The following is an 18453-nucleotide window of genomic DNA, read 5'->3' on the forward strand; positions in this document are numbered from 1 at the left end:
CGCATGTCCACGACCTTCTACTTCGGCGTCGCGTTCGCGCTCACGTGGCTCTCGCTCCTGCCGCCCTCGCTCGCGGCGCTCGGCGTGTTGTCCGGCGCGCCGGAGACGTACATGGCGGCCGCGCCGCTCGCGGTGTTCTCGCCCGCGATCGCGGCGATCCTCGCGGCGCGTCGCGAAGGTGGATGGGCGTCGGTGCACACGATGCTGCGCGGGCTCGGCGCGTGGCGCGTCGGCCCGACGTGGCTCGTGCTCGCGCTCATGCTCCCCGGGCTGCTCTACGTCGCCGGGCGCGCGGTCTACGCGCTCGTGCCGGGGTCCGACGGAGGGCCGTGGGTCTACCTGCCCGAGCGACCCGAGCACTTCGGCGCGATCCTGTTCGTGCCGCTCTGCGAGGAGATCGGCTGGCGCGGCTACGCGCTCCCGCGTCTGATCGCGCGCCACGGGGCACGGCGCGCGACGGCGATCCTCGGCGTGCTCTGGGGCGTGTGGCACTTGCCGATGTTCGTCAGCGTCGGGATGACGACGACGCAGGTGCTCGCCGGCGTCGTGCTCATCGTCGTCGGCAACGTCGCGTACACGTGGTTCTTCCGTCGCACCGGCGGGAGCCTGCTGGTCGCGGTGCTGCTCCATCTCGGCTCGCACCTCGACAACCCGAGTCACGCGCTGCCCGCGGACTCGACGCCGCTCTTCATCCTGACCGCGGCGTGGACCGTTCTCGCGATCGCGCTCCTCGCGCTCGACCGCCGCGCGTTCGAGGGCACGACCGTCGCGCTCGCGTGATCACACGATCGCGGGATCGAAGTACGACGGCGCGTCGCGCAGCACCGGCGGCGAGCGCGTTCCCCACGTGAGCGTCGCGAGCCGGAACGGGACGCCGGTCTTCCAGAATCCGTCGAGCGCGCGCGCCATCGGATCGCGCACGTCGAACGCGATGTCGAAGTACACGTGCTCGCGCCCCGCGTGCGCGTCGTGGATCGTCGCGAGCACTGCGCGTAGATCCTCCGCGCGCTCCGCGCACCACGTCGTCGCGTAGAGGAAGCGCAGGTGCTCTCCGTCGCGCGGGAGCCGCGGCCGCCGCGCGATGCGCGCGATTGTGTCGTATCCGACGCGCACCAGCTGCATCCCGCGCGAGAGGGCGAGGAGACGCGCGCGCTTGATCGCGAACGCGTCCCACACGCCGCAGAACGCGACGATGCGCCCGGCGCGCTCGCGCACGTAGTAGTCCTCGATGCGCATGCCGGGAAAGCGCGTGAGCGCGCGGAGCGGATCGTCGCGATCGAGCGCGGGCGCGAGCTGCCTCTCGCGATGCACCGCGTGGAAGAGCTCGACCATCTGCGCCGCGTCCTCGGGCCTCGCGCGCCGCGCCTCGACGCGTCCTCGACGCGCGCCGAAGAACACGTTCCACATCGTCACGTCGCTGCGCGGCTGGAGCCGCACGAGCTCGGTCGTGCGCCCGAAGAAGCGCTCGACCGCGCGGTTGCTCGCGAGCACCACGCCCCACGCGAGGTCGTGTCCCTCGCGCTCGAATTGCGCGACGCTCGCCGCCGCGACGCGCTCGGCGACGCCCTTCGCGCGGTGCGCGGGATGCACCTTGAGATCGCCGGTGTAGAGCGTCCGCCGCGCGCGTCCGTCGAGATACACGTCCATCGGCGCGCTCATCGCCGACGCGACGATCTCGCCGCTCTCCTCGTGCTCGATCACCACGACGCGACCGCCTTCGCCCTGCGCGCGCGTCATCGCGAGGAAGCTGGGATCGCGCTCGAGGACGTAGCTGACGTCGCCGCGCATCACGACGCTGCGCGCGAGCGCGCAGAGCCGCGGGTCGTCGCGCTCGTCGGCGATGCGCGGCGCGCGGTATCCGTCAGAGGCGGTACTCGACATCGCGGGTCCGCAATTCGCGCGCGTCCATGCGGTGCTCGCAGTACGCCTCGAACGCGCGCGTCACCGCGAGCGTCGGCGCATCGGCGATCGTCGACGCGCGGAACGTCGCGCCGTGCTTCGCGAGCTGCGCGGCCTGGTCCTCGAGCACGTCCTTGTCCTGCGCGAGCACGCGCTCGGTGAGCGGGACGAGCGCGCGCGCGAGCATCGCGGACGCGCGGCCGAAGCGCACCGACACGCGCGTGAACACGCGCGTGCGGGTCTCGGTCTCGGGCGTGCAGATCGACGTCGTGAGCACGTGCCGCGACGCCCCCCACCGATAGTCGACGCGCACCGTGTACGGGAGGATCACCTCGTCGAAGTGCTCGATGCGCTCGCCGCCGGTGAGCCGCCCCGCGACGCTGTCGGGATCGCTCTCGCCGAGCGTCTCGATGCGCACGCCGGTCCGCAGCTCCTCGATGCGCGCGCGCACGGGCTTGCTCGGCGGTCCGCGGAAGAGCCCGCGGTGCACGATCCCCGTGTGCGCGGTGTCGACGAAGTTGTCGAGGATCGGCAGCAGCGCGCACTCGATCACGGTGACTGCTTCGTGCGTCGCGCAGCCTGCGATCTCGGTGTGCGGCCAGCGCGGTGGCTCGCGCGTCGGTGCGCCCGCGCCGATCCACACCCAGACGCTCTCGTCCTGCTCGCGCACCGCGAACGTCGCGACCGCGGCCTTCGGCAGCTTCTCGCCGTCGAGCGCGCTCGGCACGTGCACGCACGCGCCGCGTCCGTCGAAGCGCCAGCCGTGGTACGGGCACGCGATCGTCCCGCGCTGCACGCATCCCTTCGAGAGCGAGACGTGACGGTGCGCGCAGCGATCCTCGAGCGCGACCGCCGCGCCCGACGCATCGCGGAAGAGCACGATCGATCGCCCGAGCACGGTCCGACCGAGCGGCGCGTCGTCGAGCTCGCGGCTCGACGCGGCGAGGAACCAGTGCTCCTCGAGCGCGCCCAGCGGCGTGCGCACGTGCAGCTCGCTCATCGGCGCTTCTCGAGCATCGGCGCGCGGAGGCGCGACGAGAGGACGCGCGCGCTGCGCGACACGACGTAGCGCACCGGCGTGAGCCACGTGACCGGCGCGATGCAGCAGAGCTCGTGCGCGTCGACGTAGCCCGGGTTGATCTTCGCGAAGAAGCGGATGTCGGGATCCGCCATCAGCCCGTCGTGGATGGGCGCGACGTCATCGCGCAGGCGCCCTTCCGCGGAGGGCACGCGGACGACGCCGCTGCGCGCGTCGTAGAGCTCGCCGAACTTCTCGCGCGAGAGCGTGTCGAGGATCGCGCGGACGTGCGCGGGCGTCGCGCGATCGTGGCGTGGCCAGTGCTCCGGGTACGAGCGCGTGAGCAGGAGATACGTCTTGTAGCCCTTGCTCAGCAGGAAGTAGTAGAGCGGCTCGCTCGGCCGCTCGAGCTTCACCTTCAGGAAGAGCGCGGCGTACGCGCGCTGCACGACGCCTTGCCCCCAGTACGCGCGCTCGATGACGGTGTCGCCGGAGAACACGACCTGCACGGCGCGCCCGTCGATCACGCGACGGTAGACCTGCACGGTCGAGAAGCCCTGCACGCTCTCGTCGCCCTCGTCGAGCAGCAGGATCACGTACTGCTTGCTCGACAGATCGCGCTCGAACACGTCGCGCCGCACGTCCGCGTAGTAGCGCTCGAAGAGCGCCCACATCGCGTCGCGCGTGCGCGCGTCGATCTCGCTCGTGCGGCGCGTCTCACTGCGCAGCGTGAGCGAGCGACCCCCCTCCTGCATGCTGCGTCGCTCCCGAGCCGGCACGTCACCGACTCGGGCGCGCTCTCTAGCAAACGCGCTGGATCGCGGCCATCGCGCGGCGCGGAAAGCGTGTGAGCGTTCGCGTCACGGATCGCGGCGCGACCGCCCAACGCGCGCGCGGCTCAGGGCGCGTGCGGCGGTTGCGCGGGCACGATGTGCGTCTGCAGCGCGTCGGTCGTCGTGTCCGGGAGGTCCGCCATCACCGCACCGGTCGCGGCGCGCACGCCGAGCGCCGTCGCGACTCCGAGCGCGACCACCGCGATGAGCGCGCGGAGCGCACCGAGCGGGGCACGCGCGCGCGCCTTGAGACGCACCGTCGTGCTCGTCGGCCCTTCGCGGAGGAAGCGCGTCGAGTCGTCGAGCGCGCGCGCGGCCGCGGGATCGACGCGCGGCAGCGGGCGCACCGCGCCGTGACGTGCGCGCGCCGCCGGCCGCTTCGCGGGCCTCGACGCGTGCGGCGCGAGCGCCTCGTCCGCCGCGATCACCTCGGCGTGGATCCCGACGACGTCGCTCTCGAGCGCGTCGGCCGCGCGCCATGCGTCGACGCCGCGCGGAAGACCGCACGCGTCCGCCGCCTCCGCGAGCGCGCTCGCCATCGCACGCGCGCTGTCGAAGCGCGCCTCGCGATCCTTCTCGAGCGCGCGCATGACGATCGCGTCGATCTCCGGCGGACAGTCGGGGCGCATCTCGATCACACGCGCGGGCTCCTGCGTCAGCGCCATCGCGAGCGTCGCGCACGGGCCCTTGCCATGGAACGGGAGCACGCCCGTGAGCGCCTCGTAGAGCACCACGCCGAGCGAGTACACGTCGGCGCGGTGATCGAGCTCCATGCCGCGGATCTGCTCGGGCGACATGTACTCGGGCGTCCCGAGCACCGTGCCCTCGAGCGTGAAGCGCGGGCCTGCGACGTGATCGCAGGTCGACGCGATCCCGAGGTCGACCATGCGCGCGATCCGCGCGCCGCTCGGGCGCGTCTCGATCATCACGTTCCCCGGCTTCACGTCGCGGTGGACGACACCGAGCTCCGCGAGCGCGCCGAGCCCCGCGAGCGCCTGCAGACCGACGTCGACCGCGGCCGCGATCGGCAGCGCGCCCTCGCGATCGATCAGCGCCTGCAGGTCCTCGCCCGGCACGAGCTGCATCACGAAGTAGGGCCACCCGCTGTCGAGCTCGCCCCAGTCGAACACCCGCACCACGTTGCGGTGCTGGATGCGCGCCGCGATGCGCGCCTCGCGACGGAAGCGCCCGAGCATCTCGTCGGCGGCGCTCCCGCAGCGATCGAGGTGCAGCACCTTGATCGCGACCGAGTGGCCGAGCTCGACGTGCTCGGCTCGGTACACCGTGGCGTGGCCCCCGCTGCCGATCGGCTCGCGGACGATCCATCGATCGCCGATGCGCTCGCCGGGCTTGAGGTCCCCGTACGCCTCGTGAGCCACGCTGGACATGCGCCGTCGGGTTTGCAGCGCGCGTGCCCGGCTCGCCGGAAACGAGGGTCCGTGGCGTGAGGCCTCGGTGCGTCGTCGTGCCTCGACGCGAGGTCGCTCGCCTGGGCATCCACCACCTGCTCCGAGGTGCACGCGCCGGAGCGCCTTCCCACCGCGCGAGACGCAGGATCCTCGCTCGTCGGAGACGCGGCGCCGCGCGACGCGCGGCCGGGCGAGCACCGCGGGGCCACGCGCGAGGCGCACGTGCGACGTGAGGCACTCGACGCGACGCACGCCGCGCGGACGCGCCACCCCGCACCAGCGCGAGCCGCGCGACGCTCGCGAACGCGGGCAGCGGGGCGCGCGCGCGGCGCGACGCCGGAGCGCGGGTGCGGCGCGCGTGCCGTCTCGCACGATCGTGTCCGGACGATGTCGTCAGCCCCGCAGGACGCGCAGCCGCGTGGGCTCGGTCCGCGGCACGTGCGAGGCCTCGAGCGCGTCGAGCTCGGCGATCAGCGCCTCGCCGAAGTAGAAGCGCAGCTCGTCGCGCACGCCGCGATAGAGCGTGGGGCTCGGCGGGCGCGTCTCGGGCGCGTCGAGGCAGACGAGCGTGTGGTCGTGCACCTCGTCGCTCGCGTGGAGGAGCCCTTCGTCGAACGTGAGCGGGAAGAGCGTCGACACGATCGGCTTGAGCGCGTGGTAGTCGTGCCCGGCCGCGACGCAGAACGCGTGGATGCGGCAGCCGCGCGAGGTGCGATCGAGGAACACGCACGCGCCGTCCTCCACGCGCGTGCGGCGGTACGCGCCCGACGGGAACTCGGCGTCGTGCGTGACGTCGTCGCGGAACCAGCGAGCGCGATCGATGCCGGTGAAGCGCTCGATCACGTCGGCGTGCTCGAGCAGGCGCGCGACGTTCGCCTCGTCCACGTCGACGCCGTGCGAGCAACACCAGTCGCGGCAGGTCGGGTGCGCGAGACAGCGCGTGAAGTAGCGCGCGCCGAAGATCGCGGTGTCGACGTGGGTGAGGACGGGCGCGTGATCGCGCGAAGGGTAGGGGCGGGAGAGGGCGCGCACGTCGGGCATGGACGCCGCGACGGTAGCCGATATCGATCACCCGCGTCGCGTCACGGGGTGATCACGAGCGGGCGCATCATGTCGTTGTCCTCGTGCTCGAGGATGTGGCAGTGCCACACGTACTCGCCCGCGCGATCGAACGTCGCGACGAAGCGCGTGATCGTGCCCGGCCAGACCATCACCGTGTCCTTCGGCCCTCGCTCCTGCGGCAACGCGGGGATCGCCGCGCCGGTCACGAAGTCCTCGAGGACCGGCTGCGCGCCCTCGCCGTCGAGCCATCGCTCCTGCGCGGTGGAGAACGCGTCGGCGTCGAACGGGATGCGATCGAGCACACGGAATTGCACGAGGTGCAGGTGGATCGGGTGCGCGTCGTCGGTGGTGTTCGCGACGCGCCAGACCTCCGTGTCGCCGAGCTGCACGACCTCGGTCGCCGGCGCGTCCCACATCAGCGCGCCTTCCTCGAGCGTCCCGAGCATCACGTGGAGCGGCGCGTCCGTGCCCTCGACGTCCTCCTCGATCAGCACGAGGTCGCGCGGCGCGAGCGCCGTCGTCGGCACCTCGGACACCGGCAGCGTGTCCGGCACCGCGCCCTCGGTCCCTGCGTCGCTGCGCGCGATCACGCGCAGCTGCATCACGCGCCCGGTCGTCGTCGGATCCGCGGGATCCTGGGGCGGCATCGCGTGCGGACCGCCCCACGCCTCGTCGGGCCCGCGGTTGAGCAGCGTGATCGTGTCTCCCTCCGCGAAGCGCGAGAGATCGACCAGCACGTCGTAGCGCTCGGCCGGTCCGACCACGAGCTCCTCGTGCGTCACCGGCGCTTCCGAGAGCAGCCCACCGTCGCCGCCGATTTGCACGAAGCGCGCGCGATCGTCGCTGAAGTGGAGGATCAACGTGCGCGAGTCCGACGCGTTCAGGATCCGGAAGCGATAGAGGCGCGGCTCGACCTCGAGGTACGGCCACGCGGCGCCGTTGACGACCATCACGTCGCCGAACACCTCGGGGTTCCAGATCGGCGGCACGTCGGAGTCGGGCGCGTACGGACCGTCGTAGTCGCCGAACTCGGTGCGCGACGTCGGGTACGCGAGCGCGCCTTCGTTCGTGAAGCTGCGATCCTGGATGACGAGCGGGATCTCGAAGTAGCGCGTGCCCTCCGCATCACCGATGCGCGGCGCGGGCCCGGGCAGACCGAGCGCGTCCTCGACGTCGTCGCGCAGGATCCACATGCCCGCGAGCCCGGCGTACACGTTGACGCGCGTCATGCCGAGCGAGTGATCGTGGTACCAGAGCGTGGTCGCCGGCTCGTCGTGCGGATACTCGAACACCGCTGCGCCCTCGCCCGCGTCGCCCTGCGTGCGATACGTCGGTCCGCGTCGACGGAAGCCCTCGGGGATGTCGCGCGCGTCGGGCAGGAACCACGCCTCGGGATGACCGTCGCTGTGATCGAACGAGTGCGCGCCGTGGACGTGCGTGACCGTCGGCACCGGGCCCGTGTAGCGCACCGCGTCGGCGTCGACGTGATGGCCGTGCCCGCCGGGATCGGCCCAGTGCAGCGTCGCGTCGACGGGCAAGAGGTGCGGTAGGAAGTCGCCGTCGTCGTCGACCAGCGCGTTGATCCACGTGACGCGCACCGGCTCGCCGCTGCGCGCCTCGATCGTGCGCGACGGCGAGTGGAACGACGACGGATCGCCCTCGCGCCCGTAGCCCCACACCGTCGTCGTCGGCAGCGGCGGCGGCAGGATCTGCTGCTCGAATTGGCGCGCCTCGATGCGGTACTCGACCACGTCTCCATCGCGACCCGTCGGCTCCATCGGCGCGGGGATCGGCAGCGGCTGCACGAACTGCGGGATGCGCGTGGCATCGAGCGTCGCGGATGCCGGCGGCGACACGTTCGTGCAGGCGAGCGTGGAGAGCGACGCGACGCCGATCGCGAGCATCGAGGTGGAACGTCGCATCGCTGACCTCCCGGGCGCGCATCGAGCGCGCGTTCGTGAGGTAGGAACGCGATCCAGCCCGGAAATCCGCGCTGCGTGAGGCCTAACGGAGTACGCCGCGCAGCGCGCGCTGCGCCGCGTGCCAGCCGCACATGCCGTGCACTCCGCCGCCCGGCGGCGTGCTCGACGAGCAGAGGAAGAGCGACGGGTTCGGCGTCGTGTACGGATCCCAGCGCACCATCGGTCGCCACACGAGCTGCCAGAGATCGTTCGCGCCGCCGCCGATGTCGCCGCCGATCATGTTCTCGTCGTGCGCCTCGAGCGCGCGCGCATCGATCACGTGGCGCGCGCGGACGACGTCGCGGAAGCCCGGCGCGAAGCGCTCGATCTGCGACTCGATGCGCTCGGTCGCGTCGATCGTGCTGCCGTGCGGCACGTGGATGTACGCCCAGCCCGTGTGCTTGCCCTTCGGCGCGCGGGTGTCGTCGAAGAGGCTCTGCTGCGCGACGAGCACGAAGGGCCGCTCGCTCACCTCGCCGCGCGACACCGCGCGCTCGGTCTCCGCGAGCTCCTCCCACGTGTTCGCGAGGTGCACCGTGCCGGCGCGCCGACACGCCTCGTTCTTCCACGGGATCGGCTCGTCGAGCGCCCAGTCGACCTTGAACACGCCGGGGCCGTAGCGCCAGCGCAAGAGGGCATTGCGATAACGCAACGGCAGCGCGTCGGCCGCGACCCGCGCGACCTGGTGCGGCCCGAGATCGAAGAGCACGGCCTTGCTCTCCGGCAGCTCGCGGAGTGACGTGACGCGATGCTCGGTGCGCACCTCGCAGCCGCGCTCGCGCAGGTACGCGATCATCGCGTCGGAGATCGCGATCGATCCGCCGCGCGCCGCGGGCCAGCCCGCCTTGTGCCCCGCGAGGATCAGCATCAGACCGAACGACGCGGTGCCGAACGAGTGCAGCGGCACCAGCGCGTGCGCGGAGATCCCGCCGAACATGGCGCGCGTCTTCGGGTTCCCGAACATCGCGCGGGTGAGGCCCTCCGCGGAGCGCAGCGCGCGCAGCCCGAAGCGCGCCATGAGCATCATGCGCCGCGGGATGCGCAGCGGGCCGAGCGTCTCGTCGAGCAGCGCGTCGGTGTGATCGAGGAAGGGCTGGAACAGTCGCCGCCAGTGCTTCCCGTCGTCGCCCATCGCGTCGACGGTCGCGTCGAGCGAGTGGTGCAGCTGCATCGCGCTCCCGTCGTCGAACGGATGCGCGAGCGCGAGCTCGGGGTGCACCCACTCGAGGCCGTAGGGACGCAGATCGATGGTGCGGAAGAACGGAGAGGCCGCGCCCATCGGGTGGATCGCGGAGCAGATGTCGTGCTTGAAGCCGCGCTCGGTGATCTCCTCGGTGCGCGTGCCGCCGCCGGGGCGCGCGGCCGCTTCGAGCACGAGCACCGAGCGCCCCGCGTGCGCGAGCGTGCACGCGGCGGCGAGCCCGTTCGGGCCTGCGCCCACCACGATCGCGTCCCAGCGCTCCGGCATCCTCCGACGGACGTGGGCTCGAGGCGCGAGCCCACAAGGGCGCTCACCGCTTGCGCCTGCGAGCGGGCCGCGCGCTGAGCGCGCCGAGCGCGGCGGCGTCGTAGCCCGCCTCGAGCACGTCCAGCATCGCGCGGAGCGCCGGCGAGATCCCGCGCGCGCTCGGATACACAGCGAAGACCTGCACCGGCGGCGCCGCGTACCCGGCGAGCACCTCCACGAGCTCGCCCGACGCGACCGCGGCGTTCGCATAAGGCGACGGCATGCGCGCGATCCCCGCGCCCGCGATCGCGAGCGTGCGCAGCACGTGGAAGCTGTTCACCGCGAGGTGCGGCGCGATCGCGACCGAGCGCGCCTTGCGCTCGCCGCGGAACACCCAGCTCGTCGCGGTGCGCGCGCCGTGCATGACCAGGCAGCGATGGCGCGCGAGCTCGCGCGGGTGCGCCGGCGTGCCGGCGCGCCGGAGGTACTCGGGGCTCGCGAACAGCGCGATGTGCTGCGGCTCGCCCAGGCGTCGCGCGACGAGGCTCGAGTCCGCGAGCGGGCCCACGCGGATCGCGAGGTCGAAGCCCTCTTCGATCAGGCTCACCTGTCGATCGAGCAGATCGACCTCGACCGTGACCTCGGGATAGCGCTGCGTGTACGTCGCGATCAGCGGGCCCAGCACGTCCTGCCCGAGCTCGAACGGCGCGGTCATGCGCAGCCGTCCGCTCGGGTGCGCCTGCAGCGAGCCCACGAGGCTCTCCGCGGCGCGCAGCGCGGCGATCGCGGGCGCGACCTCGCGGTGATAGCTCGCGCCGATGTCGGTGAGCTGCACGCTCCGCGTGGTGCGCACGAGCAGGCGCGCGCCGAGGTGCTCCTCGAGCGCGGCGACGCGCTGGCTGAGCGTGGACTTGGGGACGCCGAGCGCGCGCGCCGCGCCGCGGAAGCTCTGACGCTCCACGACCTCGACGAACGCCACGACGGCGTTGGGATCGGCTGCGCGCGTCGTCCGCATGGCCGGACAATCTGTCCAATCCGCGCGCCATTGTCCACGTGGTGGCCGCTCTCCAGAGTGAGCGCGTGACGAACACCAGGAGGACGTCGATGCCGCTCTTCACTCCCTATCGCCTCGGCTCGCTCGAGCTCGCCAACCGCGTCGTGATGGCGCCGATGACCCGTAGCCGCGCGATCGGCGCGCTGCCCAACGAGCTGATGCGCGACTACTACGCGCAGCGCGCGACGGCCGGGCTGATCATCACCGAGGGCATCGCGCCTTCGGCGAACGGGCTCGGCTACGCGCGCGTCCCCGGGCTCTTCTCGCGCGAGCAGGTACGCGGATGGCGCGCCGTCACCGACGGGGTGCACGCGCGCGGCGGTCGGATCTTCGCGCAGCTGATGCACGTCGGACGCATCGCGCACCCGCACAACCTGCCCGTGGGCGCGCGGATCGTGGCGCCGAGCGCGGTGCGCGCGAGCGGGACGATGTGGACCGATCAGGAGGGTCTGCTGCCCAAGGCCGAGCCCGAGGCGATGAGCGCGGACGACGTGCGCGAGGCGCGCGATCAGTTCGTGCACGCCGCGCGAAACGCGATCGAAGCGGGGTTCGACGGAGTCGAGCTGCACGGGGCGAACGGCTATCTGCTCGAGCAGTTCCTCCACCCGCACACCAACCGCCGCACCGACGAGTACGGCGGCAGCGTGGAGAACCGCGCGCGCTTCGTCGCGGAGGTCGGCGCCGCGAGCGCCGAGGCGATCGGCGCGGAGAAGGTCGGCATCCGCCTGTCGCCGTTCAGCACGTTCAACGATCTGCCCGCGCACGACGAGGTCGAGGCGCAGTACACCGCGGTCGCCCGCTCGCTGCGTGGCCTGGCGTACGTGCACCTCGTCGAGAGCGCGCACGAGGGCTACGCCGCGACGGCCCGCGCGATCCGCGCGACCTACGAGGGCCCGATCATGATCAACGGCGGCTACGATCGCGCCCGCGCCGAGGCGGCGCTCGCCGAAGGTCGCGCCGAGCTCGTCTCGTTCGGTCGGCCCTTCGTCGCGAACCCCGATCTCGTCGCCCGCCTCGAGCGCGGCGCGCCGCTCGCGACGCCGGATCCCAGCACGTTCTACACGCCGGGCGAGAAGGGCTACCTCGACTACACGACGATGTGACGCAGTCGATTCGACGACATCGCGCGCCGACTCCAGACTCGCGCGCGCGATGCAGGCCTTCGGCTTCCTCGTCCGCGGCTCGTTCATCTGGCTCGTCGCGTGGTGGTCGCTCCTCCGCTACGCGATCCTGCGCGCCGGTCTCGCGCCCGTGCGCGACCCCGAGGCGAAGCGCGCGCGTGTCGCCGCGCTGCGCGGGCGTGTGCTGCGGAGCGCGATGGAGACGCTCGGGGCGACCTTCATCAAGCTCGGACAGGTGATGAGCACGCGGCCCGACCTCTTCGCGCCCGAGCTCATCGCCGAGCTGCGCCACCTGCAGGACAAGCTCCCCGCGTTCCCGAACGCGCGCGCGATCGTCGAGCGCGAGCTCGGCGCGCCGATCGGTGAGCTGTTCCGCGAGCTCGAGGAGGCGCCGATCGCCGCCGCGTCGGTCGCGCAGGTGCATCGCGGCGTGCTGCGCGCCGCTGGCCCCGAGGACGGGACCGAGGTCGCGGTGAAGGTGCTGCGGCCGGACGTGCGCACGAACGCCGAGCGCGACGGGCGCATCCTCCTGTTCTTCGCGCGTGTCCTCGAGCGCATCTCGGGTCGAGCGCGCCACGCCGAGCTCGCGCTGCACCTCGAGCACTTCGTCGAGGGCATCGTCCAGCAGACCGATCTGCGCATCGAGGCGCGCAACTACGAGCGCTTCCGCGAGAACTTCCGGCGCGTGAAGAAGGTGCGCTTCCCGAAGGTGTTCCCGGATCGCTCGGGCGAGCGCGTGATGACGATGGAGTTCGTGCGGGGCGAGAAGGTCGACGCGATCCCGCGCGCCGAGCTGCCCGAGGGCTTCGCGCGGCACCTGCGCGAGGTGTTCCTCAAGATGTGCTTCGACGACGGGTTCCTCCACGCCGACCTGCATCCGGGCAACTTCGTCGTGTCGCCCGACGGCACGGTGACGATCTTCGACGTCGGCCTCGTGAAGCAGCTCTCGGAGCAGCTGCTCGAGCACTACATCGACTTCAATCGCTGCCTCGTGATGGGCGACGTCGACGACTTCATGCGCCACCTGCGCTCGTACCACTCGTACGTCGAGGGCACGGTCGACTGGGCGGAGCTCGAGAAGGACGTCGCGACGTTCAGCGCGGAGTGGCGCACCCGCAGCACGCGCGATCTCGAGTTCGGTCAGCTGATCGACAAGATCTTCGCCGTGGGCCGGAAGCACGGCGTGCGGCCGGTGCCGGACATGACGCTCATGATGGTCGGGCTCGTCACGGCCGAGGGGATCGGCAAGCAGCTCGACCCCGACGTGAACAGCTTCCAGGAGGTCGCGAACTACCTCGTCCCGGTGCTCGCGCGGCGGAACATGCTCTCGGCCTCGGTGATGGAAGCCGCCGCGAAGATGAGCGAGCGCATGCTGCGCGACGAGGCGCCTCCGGCCTGAGCGCTCATCGCATCACGCTCTCGACGCCGGCGCGCAGCGAGCGTCGCAGCGTCTCGCCGAGCCCGCGCCCCGGGCGAGGGCGCAGTCGGCCCGCGATCACGCCCGCGATCGAGCTCCAGAGCTCGCGGTGCTCGGCGTGGCCGAAGCCGGACCCGCTGTGGAGGAACCCGACCTCCGACTGGAGCAGCGCGGGCTCACCCTGCGCGCGCGGCGCGCCTCCGTCGCGGTAGTGCCCGACCACGTCGAGGTGATCCGCGATCACGACGCCGTGCAGATCCTCGGTGCGCACGATCTGGAGCGCCGAGTCGACGACGCCGTCGGAGGCGACGTCGCTCACGCCATCGAGCCGGCTGCGTCCCTCCGCGCTCGCGATGATCTCGCCCGATCGGATGCGCGACGCGATCGCCGGCCAGCGCGCCGCGCGCCTCGCGAGAGAGAGGTCGCGCTGACCGTCCTGCACGAGCGCGATGAACGCCTCGTAGAGCGTCCCGTGGCCGTCCTCGCGCTCGAGGATCGACGGCGGGCACCACGAGCCCGCGGCGAGGGTGACGTAGTGCGCGACCGCGAGCCCTTCGCGGTGGGGCGGGCACACCCAGTCGCTCGTGTCGGGATCGAGATGGTCGAGCAGCGCGTCGTCGGTCGCGAGCTCGTGGAGATAGCGGAGCGCGTGCCACGGGCGGCGCGCGAGGTCGAGCGCGATGGCGCGCATCAGGGGGTCGGTGATCACGGCGTGCCGCGCGTCGCGCGGGAACGACGCGAGCATGCGCAGCGCGAACCACGGTCCACGCGCCTCGCGCACTGCGCGCGCCCTCACGATCGACGTGCCGCACATCGGCGCGCCGAGCGTGACGACGGTGCGGATGTGCTCGCGGATCGCGGGCTCGTCGGGCGCGTCGCTCGGGTGGAGGCCGGTCGCGAGCGCGTACGCGTCGAGCCCTCCGGTGCTGTGCCCGACGAGGTGGATGCGCGGCGTCCTGCGCCGCCCGCGCAGATATGCACGCAGCGACGAGACGAGCCGCTCCCGGCGCCGATCGAGGCGCGCCGCGGGCAGCGTCCGCGAGACCTGGACCTCGGTCGCGATGCCGTGCTCGTCGCGGAGCGTGTCCGCGAGCTGCTTCGCGACGAGCTCGGCGAAGTAGTGCACGTTGAAGATCGACTCGAACCCGAGGAAGCCCGGGACGAGCACGATCAGATCGTCGGGCGTCTGGCACTGCATCGCGGAGCACGTAGCGACATCGAGCGTTCGTCGCGCCTCCCAGCGCGGCGTCGCCGCACGAGGCGAGCCTCAGGCGCGTGTCGCGTGCTTCGGCATCACCGGCGCGCTCACGAAGCCGGGCATCGGCTTCACCTTCATCACCGCGGCGAGGATCGTGAACATCACGTGCTGCACCGCGAGCCGCTTCTGGACCATCCCGTACGCGCGCAGCTGGCCGGCCTGCGCGGCCTCGATCTCGGGCCTGCGCTCGGCCTCGATCGCGGCGAGCAGCGTGTCGTCGACCGCGCGTCCCTCCGCGATCGCGTCGAGCACGTGGTTCGCCGCGACGATGCTGTCTCGGATCGCGAGGTTCAGGCCCTGCGCGCCGGCGGGGCCCATCGTGTGCGCCGCGTCGCCGAGGAACATCAGCCCCGGGACGTGCCAGCGCGCGAGGCGATCGATCGCGACGCGCAGCACCTGCGACTCGGTGTGCTCGTCGAGCTTCGCCGCGAGGATCGAGCGCAGCGGCTCCGCGATGCGCGGCAGCAGCGCGTCGCGCAGGCGCGGCAGGTCCTTGCGCAGCGCGCCCACGTCCCCGGGCGCGCTGTACGCGACCTGCAGGCGCGAGCGCGTCGTCGCGCTGAGCACGACGACCACGCCGCCGCCGAACATGTGGACCTCGACCGCGCTCGGCAGCGCGTGCGGCGCGTCGGAGAGATCGAAGCGCAGCCACAGCGTGTCGTCGGGCTTCTCGTCGAGCTCGAGCGTCACGAGGTCCTTGCGCACCTTGCTCTGACGACCGCTGCACACGAAGAAGAGATCGCCGTCGACGCGATCGGTCGCGCCCTCGCGCCGCGTCTCGAGCGCCACGACGCGCTCGCCCTCGCGGATCGCGCGCATCGCGGTGGTGCGGAAATCGAGGCGGTAGTGCGGATGGCGGCTGCACCGCTCGTGCAGCAGCGCGAGGAAGCCCGGCTGGGAGATCACGGCGCCGCGCTCGGTCCCACCGGGGAGCGTCACGCGCCTCGAGAGCCCCACGAACATCTGGCGCTCCACGTCCGTGCGCGCGAGGCCGCGCTCGACGAGCGTGCCCACGAGATCGAGCTGCTCGAGCGCGGGCAGCACCGACGGGCCGATCAGCTCGCCGCGGAACTCGCGCTCGAAGTCGGGGTGTTGCTCGAGCACGCGCACCGGGACGCCGCGGCCGACGAGCTGGTACGCGAGCACCATCCCGGCGGGGCCCGCGCCGGCGATCACGACCGAGGGAGGTGTGGGCATCGGAGGTCTGCGCATCGTGCGCTCGATCGCGCGCCGGTGGGAGGGCCGTCGTTCGGGGCCGCCGCTCGCGGGCTTAGATCGCGATCGTGGGTCGCGACCACGCGCACCACGGTCCCGCGACGCCGGGCGCGCGACCGGATCGTCTCGCCGAGCCCGAGCAGGTCGCGGTGCGGCTCTCGCGGTGGCTCGCGCTGATCACCACCGTGCCGGCGGGCGCGCTCGCGCTCGTGCAGGGCATGCGCGACGGCACGATGTCGGGGTGGCTCGTCGGGCTGGCGAGCGCGGTCCTGCTCGCGACCGTGCTCCTCCTCGCGCTGTGGCGCGCGTCCACGCGGCTGCAGGCCGCGGTCCTCGCGATGGCGCTGACGGCGACGGCGTGGCTCGCGCTGGTGCACTACGGGCCGATCCTCGGCGTGGGCACGCTGATCGCGGCGTCGTGTGTGTGCTGGACGTTCTTCTTCGGCGCGGCGGGGATGATCGGCGGCGTGGGCGCGACGCTGATCGTGCTCGCGCTCGTGGCGTGGCGGAGCCTCGACGGACCGCTCGGGCCGGGGTGGCACTTCATCACGCCGCCGACCGTGCTCGTCTGGCTGCGCACCTGGCTCACCGTCGCGGGCAGCACGATCTTCCTCTCCGGCGTGATCCACGCCGTGCAGGGCCGCTATCGCAAGCTGCTCGAGGCCGAGATCGAGGCGCGCCACGCCGCGGAGGAAGCCACACGCGCGCGCGACGAGTTCCTCTCGCTCGCGTCGCACGAGCTGCGCACGCCGCTCACGTCGCTGAAGCTGCAGGTCCAGGCGCTCGGGGCCGAGCACCGCGCCGAGGATCGCGTCGTCCAGAGCCTCGATCGACAGGTGCGCCGGCTCGAGCGGCTCGTCTCGTCGTTCCTCGACGTCACGAGCCTCGACGTCGGGCGCGCGCTGGTGCGTGACACGGTCGATCTCGGCGCGCTCGCGAACGACGTGATCGCGGCGCACGACCTCGAGCTGCGCCGATCGGGCTCGACGGTCGCGCTGCACGTGCCGCGCGCGGTGATCGGGCGCTGGGATCGCGCGCTGCTCGAGCAGGTGCTCGTGCAGCTCGTCGGCAACGCGATCAAGTTCGGCGCGGGCCGGCCGATCGACGTGACGATCGACGGAGACGATCGCGGGGCGCGCGTCGTGGTGCGCGATCACGGCGACGGCATCGTCGCGTCGGAGAGGGAGCGGATCTTCGAGCGCTTCCACCGCGGTGTCTCGTGGAAGCACCACGGCGGGCTCGGCCTCGGGCTGCACCTCGCGCAGCGCATCGCGCGGATGCACGCGGGCACGCTGCGCGTCGACTCGGAGCCGGGCGCGGGGTCGACGTTCACGCTGGTCCTGCCGCGCGCCGGCGACGAGCGCGAGGCGCGCGTGCAGCCGGTGCTCGCGGGCGCCCCGGCGGTCCCCACGCCGACGTGATCACGTGAAGCGCAGCACGCGCACGCCTTCGCTCGATCGTGCGAGCTCGACGCGCCGGATCGCCTCGAGGTACGCCGAGCGCGCGAGCCCGCGCGCGTCGGCCGCGTGCGCGTAGCGATCGCGCTCGTCGCTCGCGAGCTCGGCGAGGCTGGTGCAGGTCGCGACTCCGTCGAGCAGCCCGAAGAGGTCCTCGGCTTCGCGCAGCAGCGAGCGCGCGCCCGCGGAGGAGATGCAGGGGAGGGACGCGCGCACGTGCTCGATCGCGCGCACCGCGTCGAGCTTCGCGAGGGCGAGGAGCTGATCCGCGTCGTTCGTCGTGCTCGTCATGCGCTGCACCCTGACACCGACGCACCGTGTCGGATCCAACGTCGCGGTGACGGTCTCGTGCGCGCCCGCCACCGAGGTGGCCGTTCCGTCCAATGGCGCCGCGACTCCGCGCCCCAAGCTCGCGAGCATGCGAGTCCACCACCTGAACTGCGGGACGCTCTGCCCCGCGAGCGCACGATTCGTCACGGGCGAAGGCAGCTTCTTCGCGCGCGCTCGACTGGTCTGTCACTGCCTGTTGATCGAAACCGATCGCGACGGGCTCGTGCTCGTCGACACCGGGCTCGGCACCCACGATCTCCGCGATCCCCGCACGCGCCTCGGCCGCACCTTCCTGCGCCGCAACACGCCGCGCCTCGATCCGCAGGAGACCGCGCTCGCGCACGTCGAGCGGCTCGGCTTCCGGCGCGAGGACGTGCGGCACGTCATCCCCACGCATCTCGATCTCGATCACGTCGGCGGGCTCGGCGACTTCCCGGACGCGCAGGTGCACGTGCTCGGCGACGAGCACGACGCCGCGCTCGGCGCGAGGCGGCGCGCGGGCTACCGGCCGCTGCAGTGGGCGCACGGCCCGCGCTGGACGCGCTACGCCGTCGACGGCGATCGCTGGCGCGGGTTCGAGGCGGTGCGCGTCGTCCCGGGGCTCGATGCGGAGATCCTCCTCGTGCCGCTGGTCGGACACACCGAGGGTCACTGCGGTGTCGCGGTGAAGGACGGCGACGGATGGCTGCTCCACGCGGGCGACGCGTACTTCAGCCACCGCGAGATCGATCCCGTGGCGCCGCGCGCGCCCCTCGGGCTCGCGCTCTTCCAGAAGCTGAACTCCGCGGACGACGCGGCGCGCCGCGCGAACCAGGAGCGCCTCCGCGCGCTCGCTCGCGACCACGCGCGCGACGTGCGCGTGTTCTCCGCGCACTGCGCGGTGGAGATGGCGCGCTTCGGAGCGGTCTGAGGTCGCGGCTGGCTCGGCCCTCCGGGGACCTGGGCGAACGTGCGACGCGCTCCGATCGTGGC

Annotated in this window: 16 protein-coding genes; 5 read left to right on the forward strand and 11 right to left on the reverse strand. The window is 72.6% G+C overall.

The window, feature by feature from the left end:
- The first annotated feature begins 3 nt into the window (after positions 1–3).
- Positions 4–780: a CPBP family intramembrane glutamic endopeptidase gene (locus tag DB32_RS09540; protein WP_053232109.1), complete on the forward strand. Its 777-nt coding sequence runs from the start codon at positions 4–6 to the stop codon at positions 778–780.
- Here DB32_RS09540 and DB32_RS09545 read toward each other — a convergent pair whose 3' ends face one another.
- The 8 genes from DB32_RS09545 to DB32_RS09580 all read right to left on the reverse strand — a co-directional run bounded on the left by DB32_RS09545 (position 781) and on the right by DB32_RS09580 (position 10644).
- Complete coding sequence (locus tag DB32_RS09545; RefSeq protein WP_053232110.1) at positions 781–1881, reverse strand: GNAT family N-acetyltransferase; 1101 nt, start codon at positions 1879–1881, stop codon at positions 781–783. It abuts the gene before it with no gap.
- The gene (locus tag DB32_RS09550) at positions 1862–2899 is read right to left on the reverse strand and encodes a Rieske 2Fe-2S domain-containing protein (protein WP_053232111.1); all 1038 of its coding nucleotides are present in this window, start codon (positions 2897–2899) and stop codon (positions 1862–1864) included. The genes DB32_RS09545 and DB32_RS09550 overlap by 20 nt, the downstream gene beginning before the upstream one ends.
- A complete protein-coding gene (locus DB32_RS09555; RefSeq protein ID WP_053232112.1) occupies positions 2896–3672 on the reverse strand; it encodes a hypothetical protein in 777 nt (258 codons plus the stop codon). Before DB32_RS09555 ends, DB32_RS09550 begins: the two co-directional genes overlap by 4 nt.
- A gap of 143 nt (positions 3673–3815) precedes the next feature.
- Positions 3816–5138, reverse strand: a complete 1323-nt coding sequence (locus DB32_RS09560) for a serine/threonine-protein kinase (RefSeq protein WP_157068894.1) — start codon at positions 5136–5138, stop codon at positions 3816–3818.
- A gap of 414 nt (positions 5139–5552) precedes the next feature.
- Positions 5553–6191, reverse strand: coding sequence for a DUF3109 family protein (locus DB32_RS09565; RefSeq protein WP_169791390.1), 639 nt, complete (start codon positions 6189–6191; stop codon positions 5553–5555).
- Between the two features lie 50 nt (positions 6192–6241).
- Complete coding sequence (locus DB32_RS09570; protein WP_083457276.1) at positions 6242–8143, reverse strand: multicopper oxidase family protein; 1902 nt, start codon at positions 8141–8143, stop codon at positions 6242–6244.
- 82 nt (positions 8144–8225) lie between these two features.
- On the reverse strand, positions 8226–9650 hold the full coding sequence (locus DB32_RS09575; RefSeq protein WP_053232115.1) for a phytoene desaturase family protein: 1425 nt from the start codon (positions 9648–9650) through the stop codon (positions 8226–8228).
- Positions 9651–9693: 43 nt separating this feature from the next.
- Positions 9694–10644 (reverse strand): LysR family transcriptional regulator, encoded by a 951-nt coding sequence (locus DB32_RS09580; RefSeq protein WP_075097491.1) that lies wholly within the window; start codon positions 10642–10644, stop codon positions 9694–9696.
- A gap of 89 nt (positions 10645–10733) precedes the next feature.
- Between DB32_RS09580 and DB32_RS09585 the strand changes: the two genes are divergently transcribed.
- Together DB32_RS09585 and DB32_RS09590 are read left to right on the forward strand one after the other, a co-directional pair.
- Positions 10734–11786, forward strand: coding sequence for an alkene reductase (locus tag DB32_RS09585; protein ID WP_053232116.1), 1053 nt, complete (start codon positions 10734–10736; stop codon positions 11784–11786).
- A gap of 49 nt (positions 11787–11835) precedes the next feature.
- Positions 11836–13203, forward strand: a complete 1368-nt coding sequence (locus DB32_RS09590; RefSeq protein WP_053232117.1) for an ABC1 kinase family protein — start codon at positions 11836–11838, stop codon at positions 13201–13203.
- Positions 13204–13207: 4 nt separating this feature from the next.
- Here DB32_RS09590 and DB32_RS09595 read toward each other — a convergent pair whose 3' ends face one another.
- Together DB32_RS09595 and DB32_RS09600 are read right to left on the reverse strand one after the other, a co-directional pair.
- The gene (locus DB32_RS09595; RefSeq protein WP_053232118.1) at positions 13208–14419 is read right to left on the reverse strand and encodes an esterase/lipase family protein; all 1212 of its coding nucleotides are present in this window, start codon (positions 14417–14419) and stop codon (positions 13208–13210) included.
- A gap of 69 nt (positions 14420–14488) precedes the next feature.
- Entirely contained in the window at positions 14489–15676 is a 1188-nt protein-coding gene (locus DB32_RS09600) for an FAD-dependent monooxygenase (RefSeq protein ID WP_053232119.1), read from the reverse strand.
- A gap of 86 nt (positions 15677–15762) precedes the next feature.
- Between DB32_RS09600 and DB32_RS09605 the strand changes: the two genes are divergently transcribed.
- Positions 15763–17115: a sensor histidine kinase gene (locus tag DB32_RS09605; RefSeq protein WP_053232120.1), complete on the forward strand. Its 1353-nt coding sequence runs from the start codon at positions 15763–15765 to the stop codon at positions 17113–17115.
- Here the strand turns inward: DB32_RS09605 and DB32_RS09610 are convergent, their stop codons facing one another.
- Entirely contained in the window at positions 17116–17442 is a 327-nt protein-coding gene (locus tag DB32_RS09610; protein ID WP_157068895.1) for a hypothetical protein, read from the reverse strand.
- Between the two features lie 127 nt (positions 17443–17569).
- Between DB32_RS09610 and DB32_RS09615 the strand changes: the two genes are divergently transcribed.
- Positions 17570–18391, forward strand: coding sequence for an MBL fold metallo-hydrolase (locus tag DB32_RS09615; RefSeq protein ID WP_053238750.1), 822 nt, complete (start codon positions 17570–17572; stop codon positions 18389–18391).
- Positions 18392–18453 lie beyond the last annotated feature (62 nt).

The sequence above is a fragment of the Sandaracinus amylolyticus genome, assembly GCF_000737325.1.
GTDB classification, from domain to species: domain Bacteria; phylum Myxococcota_A; class Polyangia; order Polyangiales; family Sandaracinaceae; genus Sandaracinus; species Sandaracinus amylolyticus.